This is a genomic window from Thermoprotei archaeon (assembly GCA_038881895.1).
GTDB lineage: Archaea > Thermoproteota > Thermoprotei > Gearchaeales > WAQG01 > JAVZOV01.
Window position 1 is genome coordinate 552,416 of record JAVZOV010000001.1, and the last position, 22,140, is coordinate 574,555.

The 22,140-nt window shown below is 36.5% G+C and carries 21 protein-coding genes; 14 read left to right on the forward strand and 7 right to left on the reverse strand.

What is annotated here, in order from left to right:
- The first annotated feature begins 143 nt into the window (after positions 1 to 143).
- Positions 144 to 653 carry an LOG family protein gene (locus QW128_02805; GenBank protein ID MEM3832514.1) on the forward strand — a complete coding sequence of 170 codons (510 nt, stop codon included), beginning with the start codon at positions 144 to 146 and terminating at the stop codon, positions 651 to 653.
- A gap of 9 nt (positions 654 to 662) precedes the next feature.
- On the opposite strand, the gene QW128_02810 is transcribed toward QW128_02805, so the two are convergent.
- The 3 genes from QW128_02810 to QW128_02820 all read right to left on the reverse strand — a co-directional run bounded on the left by QW128_02810 (position 663) and on the right by QW128_02820 (position 3,551).
- Positions 663 to 1,865: a transposase gene (locus tag QW128_02810; GenBank protein MEM3832515.1), complete on the reverse strand. Its 1,203-nt coding sequence runs from the start codon at positions 1,863 to 1,865 to the stop codon at positions 663 to 665.
- Positions 1,843 to 2,451 (reverse strand): IS607 family transposase, encoded by a 609-nt coding sequence (locus QW128_02815; protein MEM3832516.1) that lies wholly within the window; start codon positions 2,449 to 2,451, stop codon positions 1,843 to 1,845. Before QW128_02815 ends, QW128_02810 begins: the two co-directional genes overlap by 23 nt.
- An 80-nt stretch (positions 2,452 to 2,531) precedes the next feature.
- A complete protein-coding gene (locus QW128_02820) occupies positions 2,532 to 3,551 on the reverse strand; it encodes a pyridoxal-phosphate dependent enzyme (protein MEM3832517.1) in 1,020 nt (339 codons plus the stop codon).
- A 151-nt stretch (positions 3,552 to 3,702) separates the two neighbouring features.
- Between QW128_02820 and QW128_02825 the strand changes: the two genes are divergently transcribed.
- Positions 3,703 to 4,317, forward strand: coding sequence for an isochorismatase family cysteine hydrolase (locus QW128_02825; protein ID MEM3832518.1), 615 nt, complete (start codon positions 3,703 to 3,705; stop codon positions 4,315 to 4,317).
- Positions 4,318 to 4,424: 107 nt separating this feature from the next.
- A complete protein-coding gene (locus tag QW128_02830) occupies positions 4,425 to 6,101 on the forward strand; it encodes an aromatic amino acid ammonia-lyase (GenBank protein ID MEM3832519.1) in 1,677 nt (558 codons plus the stop codon).
- Between the two features lie 269 nt (positions 6,102 to 6,370).
- Here QW128_02830 and QW128_02835 read toward each other — a convergent pair whose 3' ends face one another.
- The 4 genes from QW128_02835 to QW128_02850 form a co-directional block, all read right to left on the reverse strand.
- Positions 6,371 to 7,045, reverse strand: coding sequence for an energy-coupling factor transporter transmembrane component T (locus tag QW128_02835; GenBank protein ID MEM3832520.1), 675 nt, complete (start codon positions 7,043 to 7,045; stop codon positions 6,371 to 6,373).
- Positions 7,042 to 8,316, reverse strand: coding sequence for an ABC transporter ATP-binding protein (locus QW128_02840; protein MEM3832521.1), 1,275 nt, complete (start codon positions 8,314 to 8,316; stop codon positions 7,042 to 7,044). The genes QW128_02835 and QW128_02840 overlap by 4 nt, the downstream gene beginning before the upstream one ends.
- Positions 8,303 to 8,872: an ECF transporter S component gene (locus QW128_02845; protein ID MEM3832522.1), complete on the reverse strand. Its 570-nt coding sequence runs from the start codon at positions 8,870 to 8,872 to the stop codon at positions 8,303 to 8,305. Before QW128_02845 ends, QW128_02840 begins: the two co-directional genes overlap by 14 nt.
- A gap of 302 nt (positions 8,873 to 9,174) precedes the next feature.
- Positions 9,175 to 9,366, reverse strand: a complete 192-nt coding sequence (locus tag QW128_02850; protein ID MEM3832523.1) for a zinc ribbon domain-containing protein — start codon at positions 9,364 to 9,366, stop codon at positions 9,175 to 9,177.
- 216 nt (positions 9,367 to 9,582) lie between these two features.
- Here QW128_02850 and QW128_02855 point away from each other — a divergent pair, with 216 nt between their 5' ends.
- The 11 genes from QW128_02855 (at position 9,583) to hisC (ending at position 22,082) form a co-directional block, all read left to right on the forward strand.
- Positions 9,583 to 10,716, forward strand: a complete 1,134-nt coding sequence (locus QW128_02855) for a 4Fe-4S dicluster domain-containing protein (GenBank protein MEM3832524.1) — start codon at positions 9,583 to 9,585, stop codon at positions 10,714 to 10,716.
- The gene (locus tag QW128_02860) at positions 10,713 to 11,840 is read left to right on the forward strand and encodes a 4Fe-4S dicluster domain-containing protein (GenBank protein MEM3832525.1); all 1,128 of its coding nucleotides are present in this window, start codon (positions 10,713 to 10,715) and stop codon (positions 11,838 to 11,840) included. Before QW128_02855 ends, QW128_02860 begins: the two co-directional genes overlap by 4 nt.
- Entirely contained in the window at positions 11,833 to 13,194 is a 1,362-nt protein-coding gene (locus QW128_02865) for a CoB--CoM heterodisulfide reductase iron-sulfur subunit A family protein (protein MEM3832526.1), read from the forward strand. Before QW128_02860 ends, QW128_02865 begins: the two co-directional genes overlap by 8 nt.
- Complete coding sequence (locus tag QW128_02870) at positions 13,191 to 15,137, forward strand: CoB--CoM heterodisulfide reductase iron-sulfur subunit A family protein (GenBank protein MEM3832527.1); 1,947 nt, start codon at positions 13,191 to 13,193, stop codon at positions 15,135 to 15,137. Before QW128_02865 ends, QW128_02870 begins: the two co-directional genes overlap by 4 nt.
- A gap of 11 nt (positions 15,138 to 15,148) precedes the next feature.
- Entirely contained in the window at positions 15,149 to 15,571 is a 423-nt protein-coding gene (locus QW128_02875) for a hydrogenase iron-sulfur subunit (GenBank protein ID MEM3832528.1), read from the forward strand.
- A gap of 3 nt (positions 15,572 to 15,574) precedes the next feature.
- Positions 15,575 to 16,561: an oxidoreductase gene (locus QW128_02880; GenBank protein MEM3832529.1), complete on the forward strand. Its 987-nt coding sequence runs from the start codon at positions 15,575 to 15,577 to the stop codon at positions 16,559 to 16,561.
- Entirely contained in the window at positions 16,558 to 18,021 is a 1,464-nt protein-coding gene (locus tag QW128_02885; GenBank protein MEM3832530.1) for a Ni/Fe hydrogenase subunit alpha, read from the forward strand. The genes QW128_02880 and QW128_02885 overlap by 4 nt, the downstream gene beginning before the upstream one ends.
- On the forward strand, positions 18,021 to 18,488 hold the full coding sequence (locus QW128_02890) for a hydrogenase maturation protease (GenBank protein ID MEM3832531.1): 468 nt from the start codon (positions 18,021 to 18,023) through the stop codon (positions 18,486 to 18,488). Before QW128_02885 ends, QW128_02890 begins: the two co-directional genes overlap by 1 nt.
- A gap of 206 nt (positions 18,489 to 18,694) precedes the next feature.
- On the forward strand, positions 18,695 to 19,672 hold the full coding sequence (gene hisG / locus QW128_02895) for an ATP phosphoribosyltransferase (GenBank protein ID MEM3832532.1): 978 nt from the start codon (positions 18,695 to 18,697) through the stop codon (positions 19,670 to 19,672).
- A gap of 2 nt (positions 19,673 to 19,674) precedes the next feature.
- Positions 19,675 to 20,991, forward strand: a complete 1,317-nt coding sequence (gene hisD / locus QW128_02900; protein MEM3832533.1) for a histidinol dehydrogenase — start codon at positions 19,675 to 19,677, stop codon at positions 20,989 to 20,991.
- Between the two features lie 26 nt (positions 20,992 to 21,017).
- Positions 21,018 to 22,082: a histidinol-phosphate transaminase gene (hisC, locus tag QW128_02905; protein ID MEM3832534.1), complete on the forward strand. Its 1,065-nt coding sequence runs from the start codon at positions 21,018 to 21,020 to the stop codon at positions 22,080 to 22,082.
- Positions 22,083 to 22,140 lie beyond the last annotated feature (58 nt).

The following is a 22,140-nucleotide window of genomic DNA, read 5'->3' on the forward strand; positions in this document are numbered from 1 at the left end:
CGCCTACGGCATCCCTTCGGTAGCTCCGCACAAATCGATGGATCTGTCGAAGCACATAAACATATCAACAATTTCATCCCAGAACTAAAGCTCTAAGCTTTCCTGTCGAAAAAATTTAAAAATGTGCAGTCTATATTATTTGTATGATCAGTGTGGGTGTTGCTGCGCATAGTGAAGGTAGTAATAAAGAACTAGCAAGGAGGTTTATTAAGAAACTCCCGGATAATGTGCGGATTATTTTAGGTGGATATTGGGGTTTAATGCGTGATGTTGCTGATGCCGCAGCAGAGAGAGGAATGCAAGTCGTTTTTATCTTACCTAATAATCCAAAGGAAATGCCGCCACGAAATAAGTTTTTCATACCTATTGATACGGGATTAGATTTTAAAGCACGTAGTACGATTCTTGTTAGGTCGTCGGATATATTAGTTACTCTTGGTGGTGAAATAGGAACTATAATAGAGCTGTTCATGGCCTATTCATATGGTAAACCAGTTATTGTGTTAAGGAATTCTGGTTTTTCGACTGATAAGCTCGAAAGAGCGTTTGGCTCTAGTTTTGATAATCGATTAATGGCTTCCATAATATATGTTGATACTCCTGAAGAGCTTGCAGAAAAAGCTCTTATGATTATAAATAAAATTAACTATTAGGGTTCTGAACTAAATATGGATATGTATGGATTCCATACTTAGTTCTTGAGCCTCATCCCTCTTGTCCTCCTCTGGGTTCATTGGAGGGCTCATCGAGCTCTGCTCCTTTCGGGGGGAACCCATGAATCCCCACATCCTAAGGAACGTTTTCCAAATGTTTATTGATGCATTCCTCTGCCTATCGATTATAAAACCACATTTTGGGCACTTGAAGACTGCTCCCCTTAGGTCTTTATTATAGTACCCGCATTTGGAGCAGGTTTTTGATGTACCATAAGCCTTAACAAATACTGTCGTGTGTCCATTCCATGCAGACTTATAATCTACGTACTTTTGGAGCTTTATATAGTCGTGCTTGCTGTTCTGCCTATTCATACTTCTACTCTTCGTCCTAGCCACCCTCTCCTTGAAGTTCGTCAAGTCCTCGAAGATATTTGTCCTGTTGGATAGCTGCTTAGCCAGCTTGTGTAATACATCGTTAACCCTGTTTTTCTCCCTTGAACCGTACTTCTTCAGGAGCTTCTTCCTCGTTTTTCCGTGTAGCTTCTGGATGACCCTTCTCTTCAGCTCGTACGTTCTATGAATTGTGTAGATTTCCTTCAGGCTTATCGAATAGTGGTCTTCACCATCAAAGCCGTCCAAAGTTAAGAGGTTCGTGTCCCATGCTATTGGGTCTTTAATCTTTAGCTCCACCTCTCTTCTAACAGTAACTATGAACCTGTCCTGTTTAAGTATGAGTTCGCCGAGCTCCAATCCCCTTATCCTATCCCAACACCACGCCTTCCTCAAATCTATGGTTATACTCTCTTTGTAAGGTCTTACCGAAATCCTGAGAACCCCATCCCTGTAACTGTAGAGGGTTTCCTTAACTCTAACGAACTTCCTCTTCAACTCAGGCTTTCTTCTTCCGGCCCGCCCACGAAGGTACCTCTTCCTCCACGATTCAAGTACGGAATAGGCCTGTTTTATCGCGGAGTCCACGTAATGCTTAGAGTAAACCCATCCTCTGAGGTGCTTGTCTCTAAGCTTTTTCCTAAAAGCCTTATCTTTCCTCAGAAACGGTATAAGCCTCTTCCCATTCCTATTCCATGCAATGTTCCTCCATAAATCTTCCAAGATAGCGTTTAAGACGCTCATGTAGTCCTCTATGAGCTCGTTCACCTCAAGATCATGCGGTATCGAGTATGCTTTAACCAACAAGGTTCCTGACACCTTCAACAACCTCATTATACTTATGGCTTCTCATTCCGTAGAGCTTTCCAGCGAAATGAGCAACTATGGTGATTAAGTCTTCCACAAGCTCTTCATGAGGAGTCTTCTTTTCATGGTTTATCACTTCTATTTCTGTTCCGAAAACCGAGAACATCTTTCTGAGTGTTTCAAAACCAAACCTCGTGAGCCTGTCTTCGTAAGCGATTATCAGCTTGGATATTTTCCTTTCTGAAACTATGTCTAAGAGCTTCAGGAATTTTTTTCTGTTTTCGTTAAGCCCAGAACCAACATCCGTTAAAACTTGAATTTCACCGTAACCTTTCTCCTTAGCGTAGCTTGAAATGAGCTGTTTCTGCCTTTCAAGGTCATCCTTTTGTGTTGGAGATGAAACCCTTGCATACCCTACAATAATTCTTTCCTCTCTTAAACCAAGGATGCGTTTTATTTCGCTCTCGGGGATCCTCCTACGTCCTCCAAGTGTTCTAACACACCTAATCTTGCCCTGCCTATCCCATTGCTGAATAGTCCAGGTGGTGACTCCAAGAAGCTTCTTCGCCTCTTTGATTGTATAGAGCTTTTCAGACATCAATATTCTCCTATATCTACCAATATTTAAACACATCTATTCTGAAACCGCTGAAAGAGGCAAGTCGTAGAGGAGAAAAGTTAAGGTTTTATTGTTTTTAAACCGTTTCCAGTGATGTGTAGTACTACATTTTCGTCCTTTATTTTCATCTTTTTGTAGGCAGCATATACGGTTGCTGAGCTATATTCAACTAAGATTCCGTTTTTTGCTAGTTCTCTATGCGCATCTATTATTTCTTCATCGTTAACAACTATGCATTCGCCTGTTTCCTTAAGGATTTTGACCATCTCGTTAAGTAGATATGGCTGAGTGCTAATCAGTGCATCGGCTATTGATGTGATTTTTGTGGGTGGCGTATAGTTGATTTCTTTAATTTTTGCGCAAACTGGCATAACTTGTTCAGTTTGAACTGAGATTATTTTTGGCATTATTTCGATTATTCCATTATTTAATAAATGCTTAAACCCCTCATAAACACCGAGGAGTAGAGTTCCAGCCGACGTAGGTATAAAGAAATAATCAGGAACATTCCAACCCAAATCTCTAACAATTTCATAAGCAAGCGACCTTATTCCATCCCTAAAATGGGGTTGTAAAATATGTGAAGCATAGTACGCACCTGAGAGTTCGGCAGCTTTTGCAACGTCTTCCCTACTACCTTTAACTTTAATAATTTTTGCACCATAAAGTTCGATTTGTTTAGCCTTAACACCAACTACATTTTCCGGAACATAAATTTCAACCTCAATGCCTGCAGCAGCACTATAGGCAGCTATTGATGCCCCTGCATTACCTGAAGAGTCCTCGCTTATTCTTTTAACACCTCTCTGCTTTAAATAAGAGATGAGTGTAACAGCCCCCCTATCTTTATACGATCCTGTCGGATTTAAAGAGTCAAGTTTGAACCAAACGTTATTCTTTTTTATCATAGGAGTATTAAATTCACCAAGAGTTATCCATTCCTTTATGTAAGGAAAGTTTGCTCTCAAATTATCTTTCACAAAAGGAAAATCAACTACCACTTTAAATGGACCACCACACTTTTTACACCTCAATTCTAAATCTTCTCTTACATAGCCGCACCTCATGCATATTTCCATGATTTATATATTCCCTACACTCTTATTTATATCTCCTCACAAATACTCATGAAACCTGAAAGCTTGGAGGCAAATTTTGCATTAATGGTTTTATGATATTTTTATTTCTGTATTTTTTGATAAATTTATTTAGTTTGGAGTTTTAAATATTCTGGTGATTGTTTTGGTTAGTGTAGAAGTGCCTGAGATTCGTATTGTTGATAGTGTGAATGTAGATAGTACTAGAGCTGCTGTTATTGTTATCGATATGCAGAATGATTTTGTTGATCCTAAAGGAAAATTATCGGTTCCTACTGCTCTAAAAACAGTGCAGAATATTAAAAGGCTTATTGAAAATGCTAGGAACCATAATGTTCCTATCATATATACGCAAGATTGGCATATGAAGGATGATCCGGAATTTAGGATCTGGGGTGAGCATGCAGTTGCTAATACTTGGGGTGCTGAAATTATCGATGAACTGAAACCTCATGAAAACGACATTGTTGTCAAAAAATTAAGATATGATGCATTTTATGGTACGCATCTTGAACACATCATTTCTAGAGTTCTTAAAAGGGACACTCTTACAATAGTCGGCACTGTAGCCAACATATGCGTTCTACATACTGCAGGTAGTGCGGCGCTGAGATGGTTTGATGTTATAGTTCCAGTTGACGGAATATCAGCTCTCACAGAATTTGATCTGCATTCTGCGCTCAGGCAGATAGACTTTTTATATAAAGGTAAGATTATAAAAAGTACCGATAAAATCACTTTCATTTAAAGCTTAAACAAAGAATGTTGCCTACCGTGTTTTCGCAATACTTTTATGTTAAACTAAATTGTATCAAGACAGATAATCTTTTTAGTTTTGCCCAATATTTTTAAAGCATGTGGTTTACAATTTTTGATGTAAAGAAGGTTGCTTGCGATAGAGAAGAGGCGAAATTTGATGAAAGGATTGTTAAGAATTTAGAGATTGGAAGAAAGATCGTAGAATATTTTGTTCAGAATAGAATACCCATCTATGGTGTGAACACTGGTTTAGGAACATTAGTTAATGTTTTGATTCCGGAAAAAGAGGCGATAGAGTTGCAATATAATTTAATACGAACTCATGCTGCAGGTGTTGGTAAATACTTTTCAGAAGAAGAAGCGCGTTCAATAATGTTTGCGCGATTGGTTTCATTAGCTAAGGGATATTCAGGAATCTCACCTGAGGTATTTCATACGTTAAAGGATATGCTTAATAAGGGAATAATTCCTTTAATACCAGAAAAAGGGTCATTAGGTGCGAGTGGTGATTTAGCTCCTTTAGCACACATGGCACTAGGTGTTATCGGTGAAGGTAAATGTTATTACGGTAACACTATCTGTGATGTAAAAAATGCGATGGAGAAAAAGGGGTTAAAACCAGCAAAATTAAGTTACAAAGATGGATTAGCCCTAATAAATGGTACTTCAGCCATGACGGGTATTTCATGTTTAGTATTATATAATGCATATAACATCTTTGCGCATTCTTTGGTATCAGTCTCTATGGCGCTTTTAGCATTGCATGCAAGTAAAGCACCATTTGATATTGAGGGCAATGCAAAAAAGGAGCATCCAGCTCAGAGGTTAGTGGCAGGAATCATCATGTCGTTAATTGAAGAGAGTAATATGATCAGAGATGAAAGAGAAATTATTAAAAAAATAAAGGAAGAATATGAAGAAAATAAGATAAAAATTGTACCAGAATCTTTACAGGATGCGTATACTTTAAGAGCAATACCTCAAGTACTTGGAGCTATACTCACAACTTTATGGCACGTTAATGATGTTATAGAAAATGAGCTAAACTCTTCTAGTGATAATCCCCTAGTTTATGTTAACAAGCACGGTAATTATGATGCTTTTCATGGAGCAAATTTTCATGGGCAACATGCAGCTCTTTACATGGATTACCTCGCTATCGCAATGACACAATTATCTAATTTTCTTGAAAGGCAAATAAATAGACTATTAAATCATCATCTGAATAAAGGTTTACCTCAATTTCTTATAAAGGGTATACCAGGATTGAATTGTGGATTTGAAGGAGCTCAATACATTGCAACAAGCTTAGCAGCTGAAAACAGAGTTTTATCAACTCCTGCAAGTATTAATAACATACCCTCTAACGAGGATAACCAGGATATAATCTCGATGGGATTACATGCCGCAGTAAAAGCAAGAGAGATCGTGAAAAATACATTAACAATATTAGCTATTCACATGGCCGCATCTTATCAAGCACTGCATCTAAAAGAGAAACCGGAATACATTTTAGGTCATCCTATATCATATGCGTATCATATAATTTCCGAAAGGATAAAACCATACACTGATAATATTATCTTTTCAGAGTATATTAAAAAATTTGAAAACTTAATAATAAGTGAAAAAATTTTAAGAAGCATAGAAAATTACTTCAAAACAAACCAAAAGAGCGAGCATGCAAAGATTTTTAACAAATTTTTTAAACAATATATAAGAGGACATACCACAACATACATTAAAAGACCTCCTAACTTAAAAGAAGAATAATGTGAGACTTAAAATAACCTATCTCTTCGTCTGCTGATTTTTGGAAATTTATTTGTAGGGTTCATGCGAGCTATGTCGATATAAGTGTTCAAGTTTCTGTCTCTCTAATGAAACATCACTTTTATTAGATTTTGACATGTTTAAATTACGCCTATTTATTCCAAAACTAAAATCCTAAGTTTTCTGAACGCTCATCTTTAGATGAAAAATTAATTTATGGATTAAATTTTAAGCTTCTCGTTCTATGTACGTTAAATAATGAGAGTTGGCTAAAGAAGTTTAATATTTGAAGGAAGAGTAAAAAAGCTTATGATGCTCAAAATTGTGAGCAATGCTAACGTAACAAGGTCTTTTTTAGTGAATTTGACGTTTCTCCAAAAAATCCTTTTATCATCGAAACCTCTTATTTCCATTGATGTTCCCAATATTTCTGAATATTCGTATATGTAGTTTGCAGCTGAAATAGTAATTGGAATTAAAAGTCTTAAAATGCTTAAACGAGACTTTAAAAGGAGACGACTTTTCATTGCTTGATAGGTATCTTGATAGCGCCTAATCATTGTTTGCATCATGTTGTATGCTATATAAAAAATATAACCTATACTTGGTGAACTAATTCTGGCAAAATTTTCTGCTAACTCATAAGGCTCAATAGTGAAAATAAAAAATGCTGAAAGATTGATAAGAGTTAAAAGTCTAGAAAAAACCATTATGAACACAGAGAAGAAATTTCCACCATGTATAAACGATACAAACCCATTAAACCACGATAAACCAAAAATTAAAGGCATAAACAGTAAATACCCTCTCAATACAGTTTTTAGACCTCTGCCAACGATGAGTAAAGTAAGAAAGGCTAAGAAGAGAGGATATATAGGATCCTTTCTCCAAGTCATCAAACCCACTATTAATGCTATAATAATAGAAGTCACCAAGGCTCTCATAACACAACACTCCTTGGAACACCATCATACATTATATTTCCGTTGCCTAAAACAAGAAATCTATCCGCTAACTTTAATGCAAAATCTATATCATGCGTTATAAACATTAAGGTAACGCCCATGGACACAAGCTTTGAAAGCGTAACACCAATTAAACTTTTGTAATAATTATCAAGACCCACAGTAGGTTCATCGATTATTAAAATATCAGGTTTAAGTGCTAATGAAATCGCAATGCTTACTAATTTCTTTAAACCCCTACTTAAACTATAAACAGGATAATTTGCATACTGAAAAATATCCAAACTTCTCATCAAATCCTCTACATTTACAGCATTCTTTGAAATTTTTATACTAAAGGCAATATCTTCATAAGGTGTAGACTTAACAAATAATAAATTTGGATCCTCAGGAACATATGCAATTCTACCTTGAACTTTTAGCATTCCTCTCCACGGTCTTATCAAACCCGTCATAATTTTTGATAAAGTACTCTTTCCAGAACCATTTCTTCCCAATAAAGCAACAATTTCTGATCGCCTTATCCCAAAAGATACATCATTTAACAAAGGCTCTTCCTTTCTATAACCATATTGAATGCCATCAAGCTCAACAATAGCATCTCCAAGTTTTCTTGATAAAATATTAACAATCAATGGATCTTTAGCAGTTCCTATGTGTATATTTTTTCCACAGTGCATTTCCTCATGACTTGCGGTCACAATAATTTTACCATTCAAAGAAATCTTCTTCATATACTCCATAAATTCTTTAGATGTGGGTGGATCAATTCGTGAAAAAACATTATCTATTAATAGGATGCTTGGATCAGCAACCACCGCTGATGCTAATGCAACCCGAACCTTCTCCCCTGAACTCAGAGTACTTAAAGGTCTCCACATTAAGTAATCAACACTAAACTTTCGAAGAGCCTCAAGAACATGTTCACCTATTGATTTCCTATCCCAAGAAAGATTCTCTAAAGTAAACGCCACTTCATCAGCAACTCTATGAGCTACAAATTGCCTTTCAACATCATCCAAAACAAACCCAATATGTTTAGCAAGCCATTTTTTATCAGCATTCTTAAGATTTAATCCATCAAGTTTTATACTTCCATCATACTGCAACAGTTGGGCAATAGCCATTAGGATACTAGTTTTTCCACTACCAGTCGGACCTACTAAGTTAGCTATTTCACCGTTCTCTACTGAAAACGAAACAGGCGCTCTAATCCTTTCATCTATAGTTAAATTTTCAACGTTCAGCATATGCTTTCACTTTTATTGCACCAGCCTTTACAGCTCTATCAACGATTATTTTGACTAAAATACCACCTAAGATTCCCCCGCTTAAAAGATAACCTAAGAAAAGTGTTGCGTGTGTCATTAAATTGTAATGGACAGCTTCAGGATAAAAAGGTGAAACCGTTACATCAAAAGGATATGCTGTTATAGCAGGTAATGCTCCTGCCAAAAACATAACAGAATAATCCCATTTCTTATAACGAAAGATAGCAAACGCTAATTCACTCATTATACCTTGTGCAGGCCCATAATAATAGAGAAGTATACTGTAAGGACTTAATGCTAACAGTTCAATTATAGCACCTATGGTTTCACCTAAAAATGCAGCACCAGGTCTTCTGAGCACATAACCTGTCAATGTTCCACCAACAAACCATAAACCATAAATTACAGCAATACCATAATGACCACCGATTGCATAAACTGGCATCGCTAAAACATCACTAGTAATCGCAAAAATTACTCCTGATATAACAGAGAGTCCAGCGATCAAAACTACATCTCTAGCAGAATATTTCAAAACTATTCACCTCCGGCATTATCAACGTAGCACACCGTATAGTAATATTAATAAACATGTATATAAACATGTTTTAAGATTAATTCTTATTTTAAAAATCCATAAATATCCTTGTCCTTAGAGTTAGATTCTCAATTTAAATATGTATTTCCTTATATTGGCACACTCCGCAGTTAAAGTCATGTGATTCATTATTCTTCAAGTTCTCGGGATCTCCGTATAGAGTGCAACTTCCGGTCTAGAACCTCCTAGGGTTCTGAGTTGAGTAGGAATACATGGTGAATTGTTGCTTTTATTCCTACTTAACTCTTCCCCCTGATTAGCTCATTGGGGGCTCTTTGGGAGAACCCTTCTCCCCGCATCTGGAGGTTCAACACTGCTATGATATCTCTATCCATTGTTAGTCCGCATTCTTCGCACTTCATTATCCTGCCCAGATAGGAAGCCATACTTCCTGAGCAGGCTGGGCAGGATTTAGATGATAAAGTAATCAACCTCTATTTAAACCTATCTATTCCGAAACTGCTGACAACGGCTTTCTTATCAATTTTTGTAAAAATAACAATATCACTGATTATGCGACACAAGATGTTTTTATTTTTATATAATATATATTTTAATAGAATTACATGTATTAATGATAAATAAAATATATTAGACGTAAAGTATATTAATCTTTTCTATTATTATATATTTGGGTAAGAGTTAGCATGTCATCTTCGATAGTTATGTATGATAGGAAGTTGAGTAATTTAATTGTAGCTATTGGTGGGAGTGGAATCAGAGAATGCTATCAGTGTGGTTCGTGTACAGCAATATGTCCCATTTCAGAAAATTTCTCAGTAAGTTTTAGAAAAACGATAAAATATGCTCAACTAGGTTTAGAGAAAAAAATGGCGAGCGATCTAACTCCATGGATTTGCTATGCATGTGGGGAATGCAGCAACTCTTGTCCTAGAGATGCTAACCCTAGTGCATTAATGATGGCATTCAGGAGATATTTAACAATAAAATATGATTGGACTGGCATATCGCGAATCCTTTATCTTTCAAAGAAAGCTGAATTAACTGCTATCTTTCTTCTAGCTTTAATAGTAGGTCTAGGTATGTATTTATTTCATGGTCCAATAATTACAGATGAAGTAGCTCTTGAAACTTTTGCACCTTTTGAATTTGTTCTAACTGCTGGCCTAGTAATTTTATTTATTCTAGCGGTAATATTAATTGGAAATATATACAGGATGTATAAATTTACTGTAGGAAATCTTAAAATTCCATTAAGTGTAAAGCTTAAAGAATTAATCAAATCTCTTCCAATACACTTTTTAACTCAAAAATTGTTTAAATATTGTACTGATAAAAAATATTGGCGTACTCATTTATTAATATTTTACGGTATTTTATTGATAATTATCGGTTATACTGCTTTATTCGTGCTTTTTGTAATTTTATTACATTATACCCCAACTGATGCAACATATTTATTAACTAAAAGAATTATGGGAATAGCTTTATCCATAACAATTCTCTACGGTACTATGACTATAATAAAAGACAGAATAAAGAAAACCAAGCCTCTGTGGAAAATTTCGCATTTAACAGATTGGACGTTCATAATTCTATTAGTAGTTGTAATTGCTTCGGGTTTTCTCACTGGAATCTTTAGAATTTTAGATCTGCCTTTAGCAACATACATAACTTATACTTTCCATTTAATGGTAGCGGCTCCTCTCCTTATATTAGAAGTAGGATTTTTAAAAGGGGCTAGTCATGTTTACAGACTATTTGCATTGTATTTCACACGATTAAATGAGCTGAAATCCAAAGGGGTGGGTAATATATGAAATCTATAATTACTGTTAAAAAGGACATTATTAACGATATTGTTGAATTAGGTGGTAAAGGCATTTTTAAATGTTATCAATGTGGTGCATGCACTGCGACATGTGCTATATCAGAGGGCATGTTTATAAGTTTCCGAAGAGCAATTAAATATGCTCAATTAGGATTGGAAGATAAGCTTAAAGGTGATTTAGTGCCATGGTTATGTAATGTTCATGGTGACTGTATAAAAGCTTGCCCTAGAGATGCTAATCCGTGTGAAATATTAGCATCTTTAAGGCGTTACCAAAGTATACTTTATGATTGGACTGGCATATCGAGGTGGTGGTACTTTTCATCCTTAAAAAGAAAGTTAGCAATAATTACAGCAATCATAGGTTTATCTATAATAGGGTTTCTAGCATTATTTGGATCCATAATATCAAGTTATATGTCACAGAGTATGTTCGTCAACTTGCCTCAGCTTATTCCGATTGGCATTGGTATAGTTCTTATATCGTTAACTTTTCTCATCAGCAATGCATACAGAATGTATAAATTTGTGGGCGGTGGTAAGGATTATAAAATAGGTTTTATTGAAACTGTAAAAAGATCATTGCTCTTTTGGATTAAAAGCGAGTATGATGCGCTTAAGGTTTCAGATAAAAGGATTAGAATTCTGGAGCATGTATTTATTCTAGTGGGATTAGGACTATTTTTGTTACTTTCCCTCCTTTACTTACTATTACCATCAATATACCAGGCATATCCTTATTCGTATGTACTAACTATTAGTAGGTATATAACAAGTGGATTTCTTATAATTGGTGCTGGGCTTCCATTTGTAAAACGAGTCGTAGACCTACCCAATATTCACTGGTATTATAAACTATTCCGTCATTCAACCGATTGGATAGCAATAGGTTTGGTATTTTCAATAGCGTTTACTGGGATGCTTCTAAATATCTTTAATGATCTTCATCTATACGCGTTCTCATACCTAATCTATGTTCTACATATTGGGTTAGTTGTTCCGTTTTTAGTTCTTGAAGTACCGTTTGGAAAACATACTCACTGGTTGTATAAAGTTATTGCAAATTATGTTGGAGCTAGAAAAGGATTAGTGAGGGGTGAGATGATTGAGTAAGCCAGTTCTTGTGATTGGTGGTGGGATAGCTGGTATACAGGCAGCTCTAGATTTAGCTGAGCAAGGCGTTGAAGTATACTTAGTCGAAAAGAATCCAAGCATAGGCGGAAAAATGGCTCAACTCGATAAGACGTTTCCAACACTTGACTGTGCATCTTGCATTCTAACACCTAAAATGGCATCCGTTCTTAGGTATAATAATATAAAATTGCTAATGTACTCAGAAGTACAGGAGATTAAGGGATCAACTGGAGATTTCATTGTCAAAGTTCTTAAAAAACCAAGGTATGTTGATTGGGATAAATGCACTGGATGTGGAACATGCACAGAAAAATGCCCTCAAAAAGTTCCTGATGAATATAACATGAGGCTAGGTTATCGTAAAGCCATATACATACAATTTCCTCAGGCTGTTCCACGCAAGGCAGTCATAGACGCCTCACACTGTTTACGTCTCAATCCACCACCCGATCTTAAAGAAAGGGCTAAGGGAAGACCTCTATGTGGAGTATGTGAAAGAATCTGCCCTGCAAAAGCCATAGACTTTAACCAGGCACCGGAAATCATAGAATTAAATGTCGCATCAATAATAATTGCAACCGGTGTAGACCTCTATGATGCTCGTAAAATACCTGAGTACGGTTACGGAAAGTTCCAGAACGTGTACACCCATTTAGAATTTGAAAGATTGGTCTCTGCAACAGGTCCAACTGGAGGAGGTATAGTTAGAAGATCTGATGGGAAGCCTCCCAAAAAGATTGCATGGATTCAATGTGTAGGTTCCAGAGATGTTAGGTTTAACCACTATTGTTCGGCATTCTGTTGCATGGCTGCAACAAAGCAAGCAATACTCACTAAAGAGCACATGCCAGACGTAGACACTGCTATATTTTACATGGATATAAGGGCATTTGGAAAAGGTTTCTATGAATTTTATAAGAGAGCAATGGATGAGTTTGGCGTAAAATATATTCGTGGAAAAGTTGTGAAAATCAACGAGAATCCTAATAATAAAAATCTAATATTACTCTATGAGGATACATCAGTAAGCTATATGAAAAGGGATGAATTTGACATGGTAGTCTTATCAGTAGCTATTAAACCTAACACAGTTTCATTTCAATTGCCGTTAAAGTTTGATGAAGGTGGGTTTATAAGATTGATGGATCCATACTTAGATACCGTTTCTACAACAATTGACGGTATTTTTGTGATCGGTGGTGCTGCGGAGGCTAGAGATATTCCTGACTCTGTTACGATGGCAAGTGCTGCTGCCATTAAAGCAGCTCTCATAGCTAAAAACCCAGCTATCACGGTTAAACCCTTAGCTACGATGAGAGGTGAAAAACAATGAGTGAGGAACCCAGAATAGGCGTTTATGTATGTCACTGTGGTCTTAATATAGCTGCGACGGTGGATGTCAAAGCTGTAGTAGAATATGCTAAAAGCCTTCCTAATGTAATAATTAGTCGTGATTATGTTTTTATGTGCTCTACGCCAGGTCAGGATTTGATCAGAGATGACATTAAGAATTATAAATTAAATAGGATTGTAGTTGCCGCTTGTTCGCCGTCAATGCATGAGCCAACGTTTAGAGCAACACTAGAGAGTGTAAACCTCAATAAATATCTTCTAGAGATGGCTAATATTAGAGAACATTGTTCATGGGTTCATTCAGATAAAAAAGTAGCAACAGAAAAGGCGAAAGATCTCGTACGCATGGCTGTAGCAAAGGCTCGTCTGCTTGAACCTTTAGAGGAACAAGAATACGTTGCTCAACAAAGTGTCTTAGTTTTAGGTGGAGGAGTAGCGGGAATGAGAGCTTCCTTGGATTTAGCTAGTTGGGGATTTGATGTTTATCTAATAGAGAAAAGTCCAACATTAGGAGGTAGGACAGCCTTAACAGGATGGCTTAGACACGATAGAAGAGGTGCAGAAGTCGTGAAGGCTATGATTAAAGAAATAGCAAGAAATGGTAAGATCCATGTATTCACTAACTCTGAACTTATTGATTTAAGTGGTTTCCCAGGTAATTTTGCTGCAAAAATTAAGATAAATCCAAGGTATGTTAATGAGAGATGCACATTGTGTGGTGAGTGTGAGCTTGAGTGCCCGGTTGAAGTGCTAAATGAATATGAATACGGGCTAAATCGGAGAAAAGCAATATATATACCATTTAGGAATTCATATCCACAATTCTATGTAATAGATCCACGTGTTTGTGTAAAATGTGGCGAGTGTGTTAAGGCTTGTAGGTATAATGCAATTAATCTCAATGAAAAAGAAGCAACGTTGGATCTAAAAGTCGGTGCTATAATCATTGCAACAGGTTATGATCCATACAGGCCAGTGCGAGGAGAATATGGTTATGGCTTGCATGAGAACATAGTAACTTTATTCCAGCTCGAAAGACTTCTTGACCCAGAAGGACCGACACATGGAGAATTAATAATAGGTGGAAAAGTACCTAAAAGCATAGCGTTCATACTTTGTGTAGGGTCCCGTGGAACAACACCCAATGCTAAAAGTTACTGCTCACGTATGTGCTGTACATCCACTCTGATGAATACTATTAAGATTAAGGAACGATATCCAGAAACTGACGTGTTTGTTTTCTATAAAGATATCACAACTTATGGCAATGATGAGAGTCTCTATGAAGAAGCTGGTGGAAAGCTGGTGAAATTTGTGAAATTTGAGGAAGTTCCAGTGGTTGATGTGGGACCCGAAGGATTATATATAGATGTTAAAGAAGTTACAATACAAGAAGACATTAGAATCCCGGTAGACGCTGTAATTCTATCAACAGGCATGGTTCCTAGACGCGATCAAAGTGACATGCTTTCTGTAACGAGAGCAAGCTGTAGTCCTGATGGATTTATTCGGGAGGCGCATTTGAAATTAAGACCAGTTGAAGCACCTAGCGCTGGGATATATTTGGCTGGTGCAGTGGCAGGTCCAAAAAATATCATAGAAAGTATTAGAATGGGGAGCGCAGCAGCGTCTAAAGTTGCAACCCTATTATCTCAGGGCAAAGTGAAAGCGGAACCTCTCGTAGCGAGAGTTAATGAGGAGAGATGTAGTGGATGTAAAGTATGCGTGGGTGTTTGTCCTTATAGAGCTATTTCGATGATAGAAGTTAACGGTAGAAGTGTTGCACATGTTGAGAGTGCACTTTGTATGGGTTGTGGAACATGTTCTGCTGCATGTCCTTCCGGTGCAATGCAGCACTTAGGTTTTAAAGATAATCAGATTGTAGCCCAAGTTGTTGCAGTAACTGGAGGTGGTAGTGTGTGAGTTCGTATCCTATGTTTGAACCTAAAATAGTTGTGTTTGCTTGCAATTGGTGTACTTATGCAGCAGTGGATTTGGCTGGTACTAGTAGAATCTCATACCCACCGAATGTTAGAGTTATTAGAGTTATGTGCTCTGGGCGTGTTGATCCACAGTTCGTGCTCGAAGCATTTAAAAATGGTGCTGATGGTGTGATAGTTGCCGGTTGTCATCCGCCTGTGGATTGCCATTATACTAACGGGAACATAAAAGCTCTTAGACGATTTACACTTTTTAGAAGATTGCTTAATGATCTTGGTATTGAGCAGGAAAGATTTAGGCTTGAATGGATTTCAGCTTCAGAGGCCGATAAGTGGGTAAAGGTGGTTAGTGAAATGGTGGAAGATGTACGTAAACTAGGTCCTTTTAAACCTAAATTAGGGGTGAAGGAGGTGTGATGAATGAGCGAGCGTGTTAAAGTGGCATTTTACTGGTGTGCCAGTTGTGGTGGATGTGAGGAGGCGGTTGTTGATTTAGCCGAGAAAATACTAGACGTGATTAACTTAGTTGATATAGTATTTTGGCCTGTTGCTATGGATTTCAAATTAGAGGACGTCGAAAGAATGCCAGACAACTCAATAACTGTTAGTTTTATCAATGGTGGTATTAGACTTAGTGAGCATGAGAAAGTTGTTAAGCTCCTCAGACAGAAATCCAAGTTAGTAGTAGCTTTTGGTGCTTGTTCTTCATGGGGAGGCATTCCAGGTTTAGCTAATTTGTACACTCGTGAAGAAATACTTGAACGAGCTTATCTCACAACTCCAACAACACATAATCCTGATAAAATAATACCAGGTTCTAAGACTGAAGTTGAAATCGATAATACTAAAATTGAGGTGCCAGTTTTTCTTGCGAGTCTAAAACCTCTTGATGAGGTTATAGATGTTGATTATTATATACCTGGTTGCCCACCAACTCCAAATGTAACATGGAAAGCGTTAGAAACTCTGCTTTCTGGTAACCTTCCATCTAAAGGCTCAGTATTGGGTGCTAGTGATCGATCTCTGTGTGACGAATGCCCACTTAATAAGACAAAGCCTGAGAATGTGCTCATTAAAGAGTTTAAGAGGATCGTTAATTTTAATCCAGAACCTAATAAGTGTCTTCTTGTTCAAGGTCTTCCATGTTTAGGTCCAGTGACTAGAGGAGGTTGTGGAGCTTTATGTGTCAATGCTAATATGCCATGTACGGGATGTTTTGGTCCACTTAGTGATGTGAGAGATTATGGTGGTAAAGCCATATCTTATCTTGCCAGTATTCTTGACTTAGATAATGAAGAGGATATAAAGAGAGAATTATCTAAAATAATAGATGCCACAGGTTTAGTATATAAGTATTATTTACCAAAGTCTGCTCTTAAAGGTAAGGTGGGAGGGAGTAAATCATGAAAGAGATTATTATTGATCCCATAACAAGGTTAGAGGGGCATGGAAAGATAATTATAGTGTTAGATGATGATGGCAATGCTAAGCGAGCCTATTTTCAGGTTCCTGAATTGAGAGGTTTTGAAAAGTTTGCTGAAGGTAGAGCAGCTGAAGACATGCCAATAATAACACCAAGAATTTGCGGTGTTTGTCCAATGGCTCATCACATGGCATCCACGAAAGCTCTTGATGATTTGTATAAGATAGATCCACCAAGTGCAGCTAAAAAAATACGTGAGCTTGCATATAATGTTTTCATGCTTGAGGATCACGCATTACATTTCTACATATTGGCTGGTCCAGATTTCATAGTTGGCCCAACTGCACCCAAATCTGAGAGGAATGTTGTTGGAGTTATAAAGAAGGTTGGTCTAGAAGTAGGAAAAAGAATCATAGTAACGCGTAAAAAGCTTAGAGATATAAATACAAGGCTAGCAGGTAAAGTGATACACCCAGTTTTTGGTGTGCCTGGAGGTGTTTCTAAACCCGTGAGTGAGGATGATGCGAAGGAAATTAGGGCTATTGCTAATGAAGCTCTTGATTTTGCAATGTTTACACTAAAAGCTTTCAAAGATCTAGTTCTTTCTAAAAAAGAAATTTTAGATCTTATAATTAGTGAAGCTTATACGCATAGGACATATTACATGGGGCTTGTTGATGATAAAAATCGAGTGAATTTCTATGATGGTAAAATAAAGATCGTAACACCTTCAGGGAAAGAATTCGCGAAGTTTGATGTTCATGAATATCAGAATTACATACAGGAACATGTTGAACCATGGACTTACATTAAGTTTCCATTTATTCGTCAGGTAGGATGGAAGGGGTTCGTAGACGGTGAGGACAGTGGTATATATTGCGTGGCTCCTTTGGCAAGATTAAACGTTGCTGATGGTATGGCTACACCGCTTGCTCAAGAAGCCTACGAAGAGATGTACGAGATGCTTAGTGGAAAACCTGTTCATCACACGCTTGCTTTTCACTGGGCTAGAGTTATAGAAATGGTTTATGCTGCTGAGAGGATTAAGGAGCTTGCAGAAGATCCTGAATTAACCGATAAGAATGTCAGAGTCATGCCAACAAGTACTCCAAGCATTGGTATTGGTGTTGTAGAGGCTCCACGTGGTACTCTCATTCATCATTATGAGACTGACGAACTTGGAAGGATTAAAAGAGCTAATTTAATAGTCGCAACGCAACAAAATGCTGCACGTATAGCACTATCTGTCGATAAAGCTGCGAAAAGTTTTGTTAAGCGTGGTATTATCGACGAGGGGTTACTTAACATGGTTGAAATAGCATTCAGGGCCTATGATCCTTGCCACGCATGCGGTACGCATTCACTACCTGGTTCTATGCCATTTAAAATTTACTTATATAATGAAGATGGTAAATTACTAAATGTGATAACACGGGAACAATAGTGTACAAATATACAGCAATCTTTCTAGGTAATAGCATACTTGGTGATGACAGGATAGGATTAATAGCAGGTGAGATGCTAAAAGAAAGACTAGTTTCACACGGTATTGACGTACACATAGTAGAGCGTTCAGGGCTTGCTCTGTTAGATTATTTAAGTGGATATGAGAAAGCTGTAATCGTTGATAGTGTAAAAACTAACAAGTATCCAATAGGAAGTGTTATCGTGTTCTCTCCTGAAGAGTTTAAACGTGCAAAACCTATGGCACCACATTTTTTAGGCGTTGTTGATGCAATAGATTTTATAAGAAATCTAAAACTAAATGAACCAAAGAAAGTTATAATAATCGGAATCGAGGTTAAAGACCCATACATAATATCAGAAGAATTGTCAAGAGATCTTAAAGAACATTTGGATAAAATAATAGAAGAAATCTATCATAAAATATTGGAGTTTATTTTATCCTAGCTTTTTTTATTGATTTCCTTTGCGAAACTTTCACCTGTAATCGAGTTTATATACTTGCTTTTAATAATGTTTCTGTGGTGTACAGGATGGGTGGTGGCATTCATAGGAGCGTGTCGCCTTCACCTATAACTCAGGCATAAAAATCAATGAGAATTCTTTCGACAATCTAGTTCTAAAACTTAAATCCATTCTGGAGGTGTTTAATATTGGCTAAATTACGTTTTGCAATACCAAAGGGATCATTAGAAAAAGCAACATATGATTTTCTTGAAAAAGCAATGATTAAAATATATGGGCGCGAACGTAGTTATCGACTTACAACTAGTGACCCAGATCTGCAGTTGAAGATCTTAAGACCACAAGAAATACCTATCTATGTTTCAGAAGGGCTTTACGATATAGGCATCACAGGTTTAGATTGGGTAGAAGAAACAGGCTCTAATGTAAAAATACTGTTAGATTTAGAGTACGGTGCTGTGAACCTAGTGGTTGCTGTTCCAAAAACCCTTGATATAAATTCTCTTGAAGCATTATTAGCACAGCAGCATTCTTTAGGTAAAGTTCTTAGAATATCTACTGAATATCCGTCTTTGGTTTCTCGATATGTTATGACACTCCCAAAATATAAAGAACTTTATGGTGAGAGCGGCCCAGTTATTATTACACCATGGTGGAAGATTGGCAAAAACAATTGGGTACACATATATCTATCTTTTGGAGCGACGGAGGCTAAGCCTCCAGATGAAGCTGATGCAATCGTTGATGTATCAGAAACTGGAACAACATTAGAACAAAACAGTCTTAAACCCATTGATGTGGTGATGCGCTCGACCGCTATACTAATAGCCAACAAACTTTCATTAAATGATGCTGAAAAAAGAGAGAAAATCTATGATATAATAGCGCAATTTAGAGGTGTTATAGAGAGTGAGAAGAAATTCCATATATTTGTGAACGTAAAAGAAGAAAATCTTAATGAGCTTTTAAAAATCCTTCCTGCATTAAAAGGACCAACAATAAGCTCTCTCTCAAAACCTGGCTGGTATGCAGTAAATACTGTGATTAACAGATCAGATTACATAAAACTATTACCTAAATTAAGAAAACTAGCTCAAGGATTAGTAGTTCATGAACCACAGCTTATTATGCCGCTTGAGGATATTGCGAGAGAAGAGAGTGAGTAAGAATGCGAATATTTAGCTTAAAAAAGGATGACATTGCACAGACATTAAAATTAGTTAGGTCATTAAATAATGTGAGCAATGATATAATAGAAACTGTTAGTAAGATAATTGAAGATGTAAAAATAAACGGCAATAAAGCACTTATTAAATATACTGAAAAATTTGATGGAATAAAACTTAATCCCGATGAAATAAAGGTTACTCCTGAGGAAATTAATAAGGCACATAATTATGTAAATGATAATGAACTATCAGCAGCAAAAACATTAATTGAGAACATTAAAAAAATCGAAAGCAAAACTATAAAACGTTTAAACTGGAGTGTCGCGCTTGGTGATATAACGATTTATCAAACAACTAAGCCATTAGAGAGTATTGGATGTTATGTACCAGGAGGCAAAGCATCTTACCCAAGCACTCTAATAATGACAGCTACACCTGCGATTGTCGCTAATGTACCTAGGATTGTGGTTACTTCACCTCCTAGTAAGATTACGCCCTTCTTCCTTGCTGTTAGTAACATGATTGGCGTGTCAGAAATTTATAGAGTTGGTGGTGCTCAAGCTATCGCAGCATTAGCTTATGGAACAGAAACCATAAAACCAGTAAACAAAATCATAGGACCTGGAAACATGTATGTAACTATCGCTAAGTTGCTTGTTTCTAAGGATGTAATGATTGATATGCCGGCGGGTCCAACAGAATTATTAATAGTAGCTGATGAGAATGCCGATGCTACTGAAATTGCCTTAGACCTTGTAGCACAGGCTGAGCATGGGACGGACTCGTTATGTGGTTTAGTTACAGTTTCGACAGAATTAGCTAAAAGAGTTATAAAAGAATTATCAAGAATAATAAACTCTGCGGAAAGAAAAGAGATTGTAAATAGGGCTATTGAGGAAAAAAGTTTCATAGCTATTGCTGATGATGTAACCACGTTACAGGAATTCGTTAATGAACTCGCTCCTGAGCATTTAGAAGTATTAGCAAAGGATGCCTATAAAATAATTGAGGGAATCAATAACGCTGGAGTAATAGTTATTGGGACATCAAGTGTGATAACCGATTATTATACAGGTGTGAACCATGTCCTACCAACAAGTGGTTACGCAAAATTACGTAGTGGTCTTACAATACTCGATTATATCAAAATTCTAAGGATCGTTTCGGTTCAAAATAATTTATCACCCAAAATTATAAACGTAGTTAGAACATTTGCACAAACCGAAGGATTATCAAATCACTTTAAGTCTATTGAATATAGAATATTAAAAGAGCGAGGAGCGTCTAATGTGTCTCAAAATTCGACGTTTTCTTGAAAGTAAGTGTTATTAAGGTGGTTACCATGAATAATGTAATCATAACTGGTATATTAAAACAATTAGGCAAGATTGAGGGTTATGAAAAGCCTGAATACTATAAAGATTCAATGATCTGTTTAGATAGAAATGAAAACTTCTTTATTGATAAAGAATTCCTCACAAAATTAGCGATCGAATCGTTGAATGAAATCGATTTACGTTTATACCCTGAAAAAGAATATACAGAGTTAGTAAATGCATTATCAAGGCTTTTTAATATAGATAAAGATTGGTTTATGATAGGGGCCGGTAGTGATCAGCTAATTGATATTCTTACTGATGTTTTCGCACAGAATAATGTGGTAGTTTCAATAGCTCCTACATTTTCTTGGTATCGTTTAAGAACACTCTTTCATGGAGGAATGTACATCGACGTATCACTCAATGATGATTTCTCTTTAAACTTAAGTAACCTATTAGAGAAATCTAAAAATGCATCTCTAATATTCATTTGTTCTCCAAATAATCCTACAAGTAATCAGTTCCCTATTGATGATATAAAAAGCATTATAGAGGAAGCGAAAGGTTTAGTTGTCATTGATGAAGCATACGTAGATTTTGCTGAATACTCGGTGTACAATCTTGTTAAAAAGTATGAAAACCTTATTGTGCTAAGAACTTTTTCAAAAGCCTACGGTCTTGCTGGATTAAGACTAGGCTATATGATAGCACAACCTGAAATCATCAAACCACTACTCAAGACAGCACAATATCCATACCCGATCTCTAGTTTTTCTGCAAAAATTGCTACAAAACTTATACAGAATATAGATGTTATTAAGGCCGCAGTTAGCAGATTAAAGGATGAAAGGGAAAAACTATACAATGACTTGCTTAAACTTAATATTAAAGTATATAGGTCTAACACTAATTTTCTACTCTTTCGCTCACCAATAGATCCAGAAATACTTGAAAAAGAGTTAATAAAAAATGGTATAAAAATAAAACGTATTGATGTATTAGGACGAAACAATTTCTTTAGAGTAACAGTTGGTTTGAACGAAATGAACGCTAAATTCCTTGAGGTGATAGCAAACGTTATGGAGTGAGTATTATTCATTATTATTAAATAACGATACAGCTTACATAAATAAACATAGAGCCAGC

Bases quoted from the DNA above. Each gene is read 5' to 3' on its own strand.
- QW128_02870 (MEM3832527.1), top strand. From the start codon at position 13,191: ATGAGTGAGGAACCCAGAATAGGCGTTTATGTATGTCACTGTGGTCTT.
- QW128_02855 (MEM3832524.1), top strand. From the start codon at position 9,583: ATGTCATCTTCGATAGTTATGTATGATAGGAAGTTGAGTAATTTAATT.
- QW128_02840 (MEM3832521.1), bottom strand. From the start codon at position 8,316: ATGCTGAACGTTGAAAATTTAACTATAGATGAAAGGATTAGAGCGCCT.
- hisD (MEM3832533.1), top strand. From the start codon at position 19,675: ATGCGAATATTTAGCTTAAAAAAGGATGACATTGCACAGACATTAAAA.
- QW128_02835 (MEM3832520.1), bottom strand. From the start codon at position 7,045: ATGAGAGCCTTGGTGACTTCTATTATTATAGCATTAATAGTGGGTTTG.
- QW128_02820 (MEM3832517.1), bottom strand. From the start codon at position 3,551: ATGGAAATATGCATGAGGTGCGGCTATGTAAGAGAAGATTTAGAATTG.
- QW128_02885 (MEM3832530.1), top strand. From the start codon at position 16,558: ATGAAAGAGATTATTATTGATCCCATAACAAGGTTAGAGGGGCATGGA.
- QW128_02815 (MEM3832516.1), bottom strand. From the start codon at position 2,451: ATGTCTGAAAAGCTCTATACAATCAAAGAGGCGAAGAAGCTTCTTGGA.
- QW128_02875 (MEM3832528.1), top strand. From the start codon at position 15,149: ATGTTTGAACCTAAAATAGTTGTGTTTGCTTGCAATTGGTGTACTTAT.
- QW128_02830 (MEM3832519.1), top strand. From the start codon at position 4,425: ATGTGGTTTACAATTTTTGATGTAAAGAAGGTTGCTTGCGATAGAGAA.
- QW128_02880 (MEM3832529.1), top strand. From the start codon at position 15,575: ATGAGCGAGCGTGTTAAAGTGGCATTTTACTGGTGTGCCAGTTGTGGT.
- QW128_02860 (MEM3832525.1), top strand. From the start codon at position 10,713: ATGAAATCTATAATTACTGTTAAAAAGGACATTATTAACGATATTGTT.
- QW128_02805 (MEM3832514.1), top strand. From the start codon at position 144: ATGATCAGTGTGGGTGTTGCTGCGCATAGTGAAGGTAGTAATAAAGAA.
- hisC (MEM3832534.1), top strand. From the start codon at position 21,018: ATGAATAATGTAATCATAACTGGTATATTAAAACAATTAGGCAAGATT.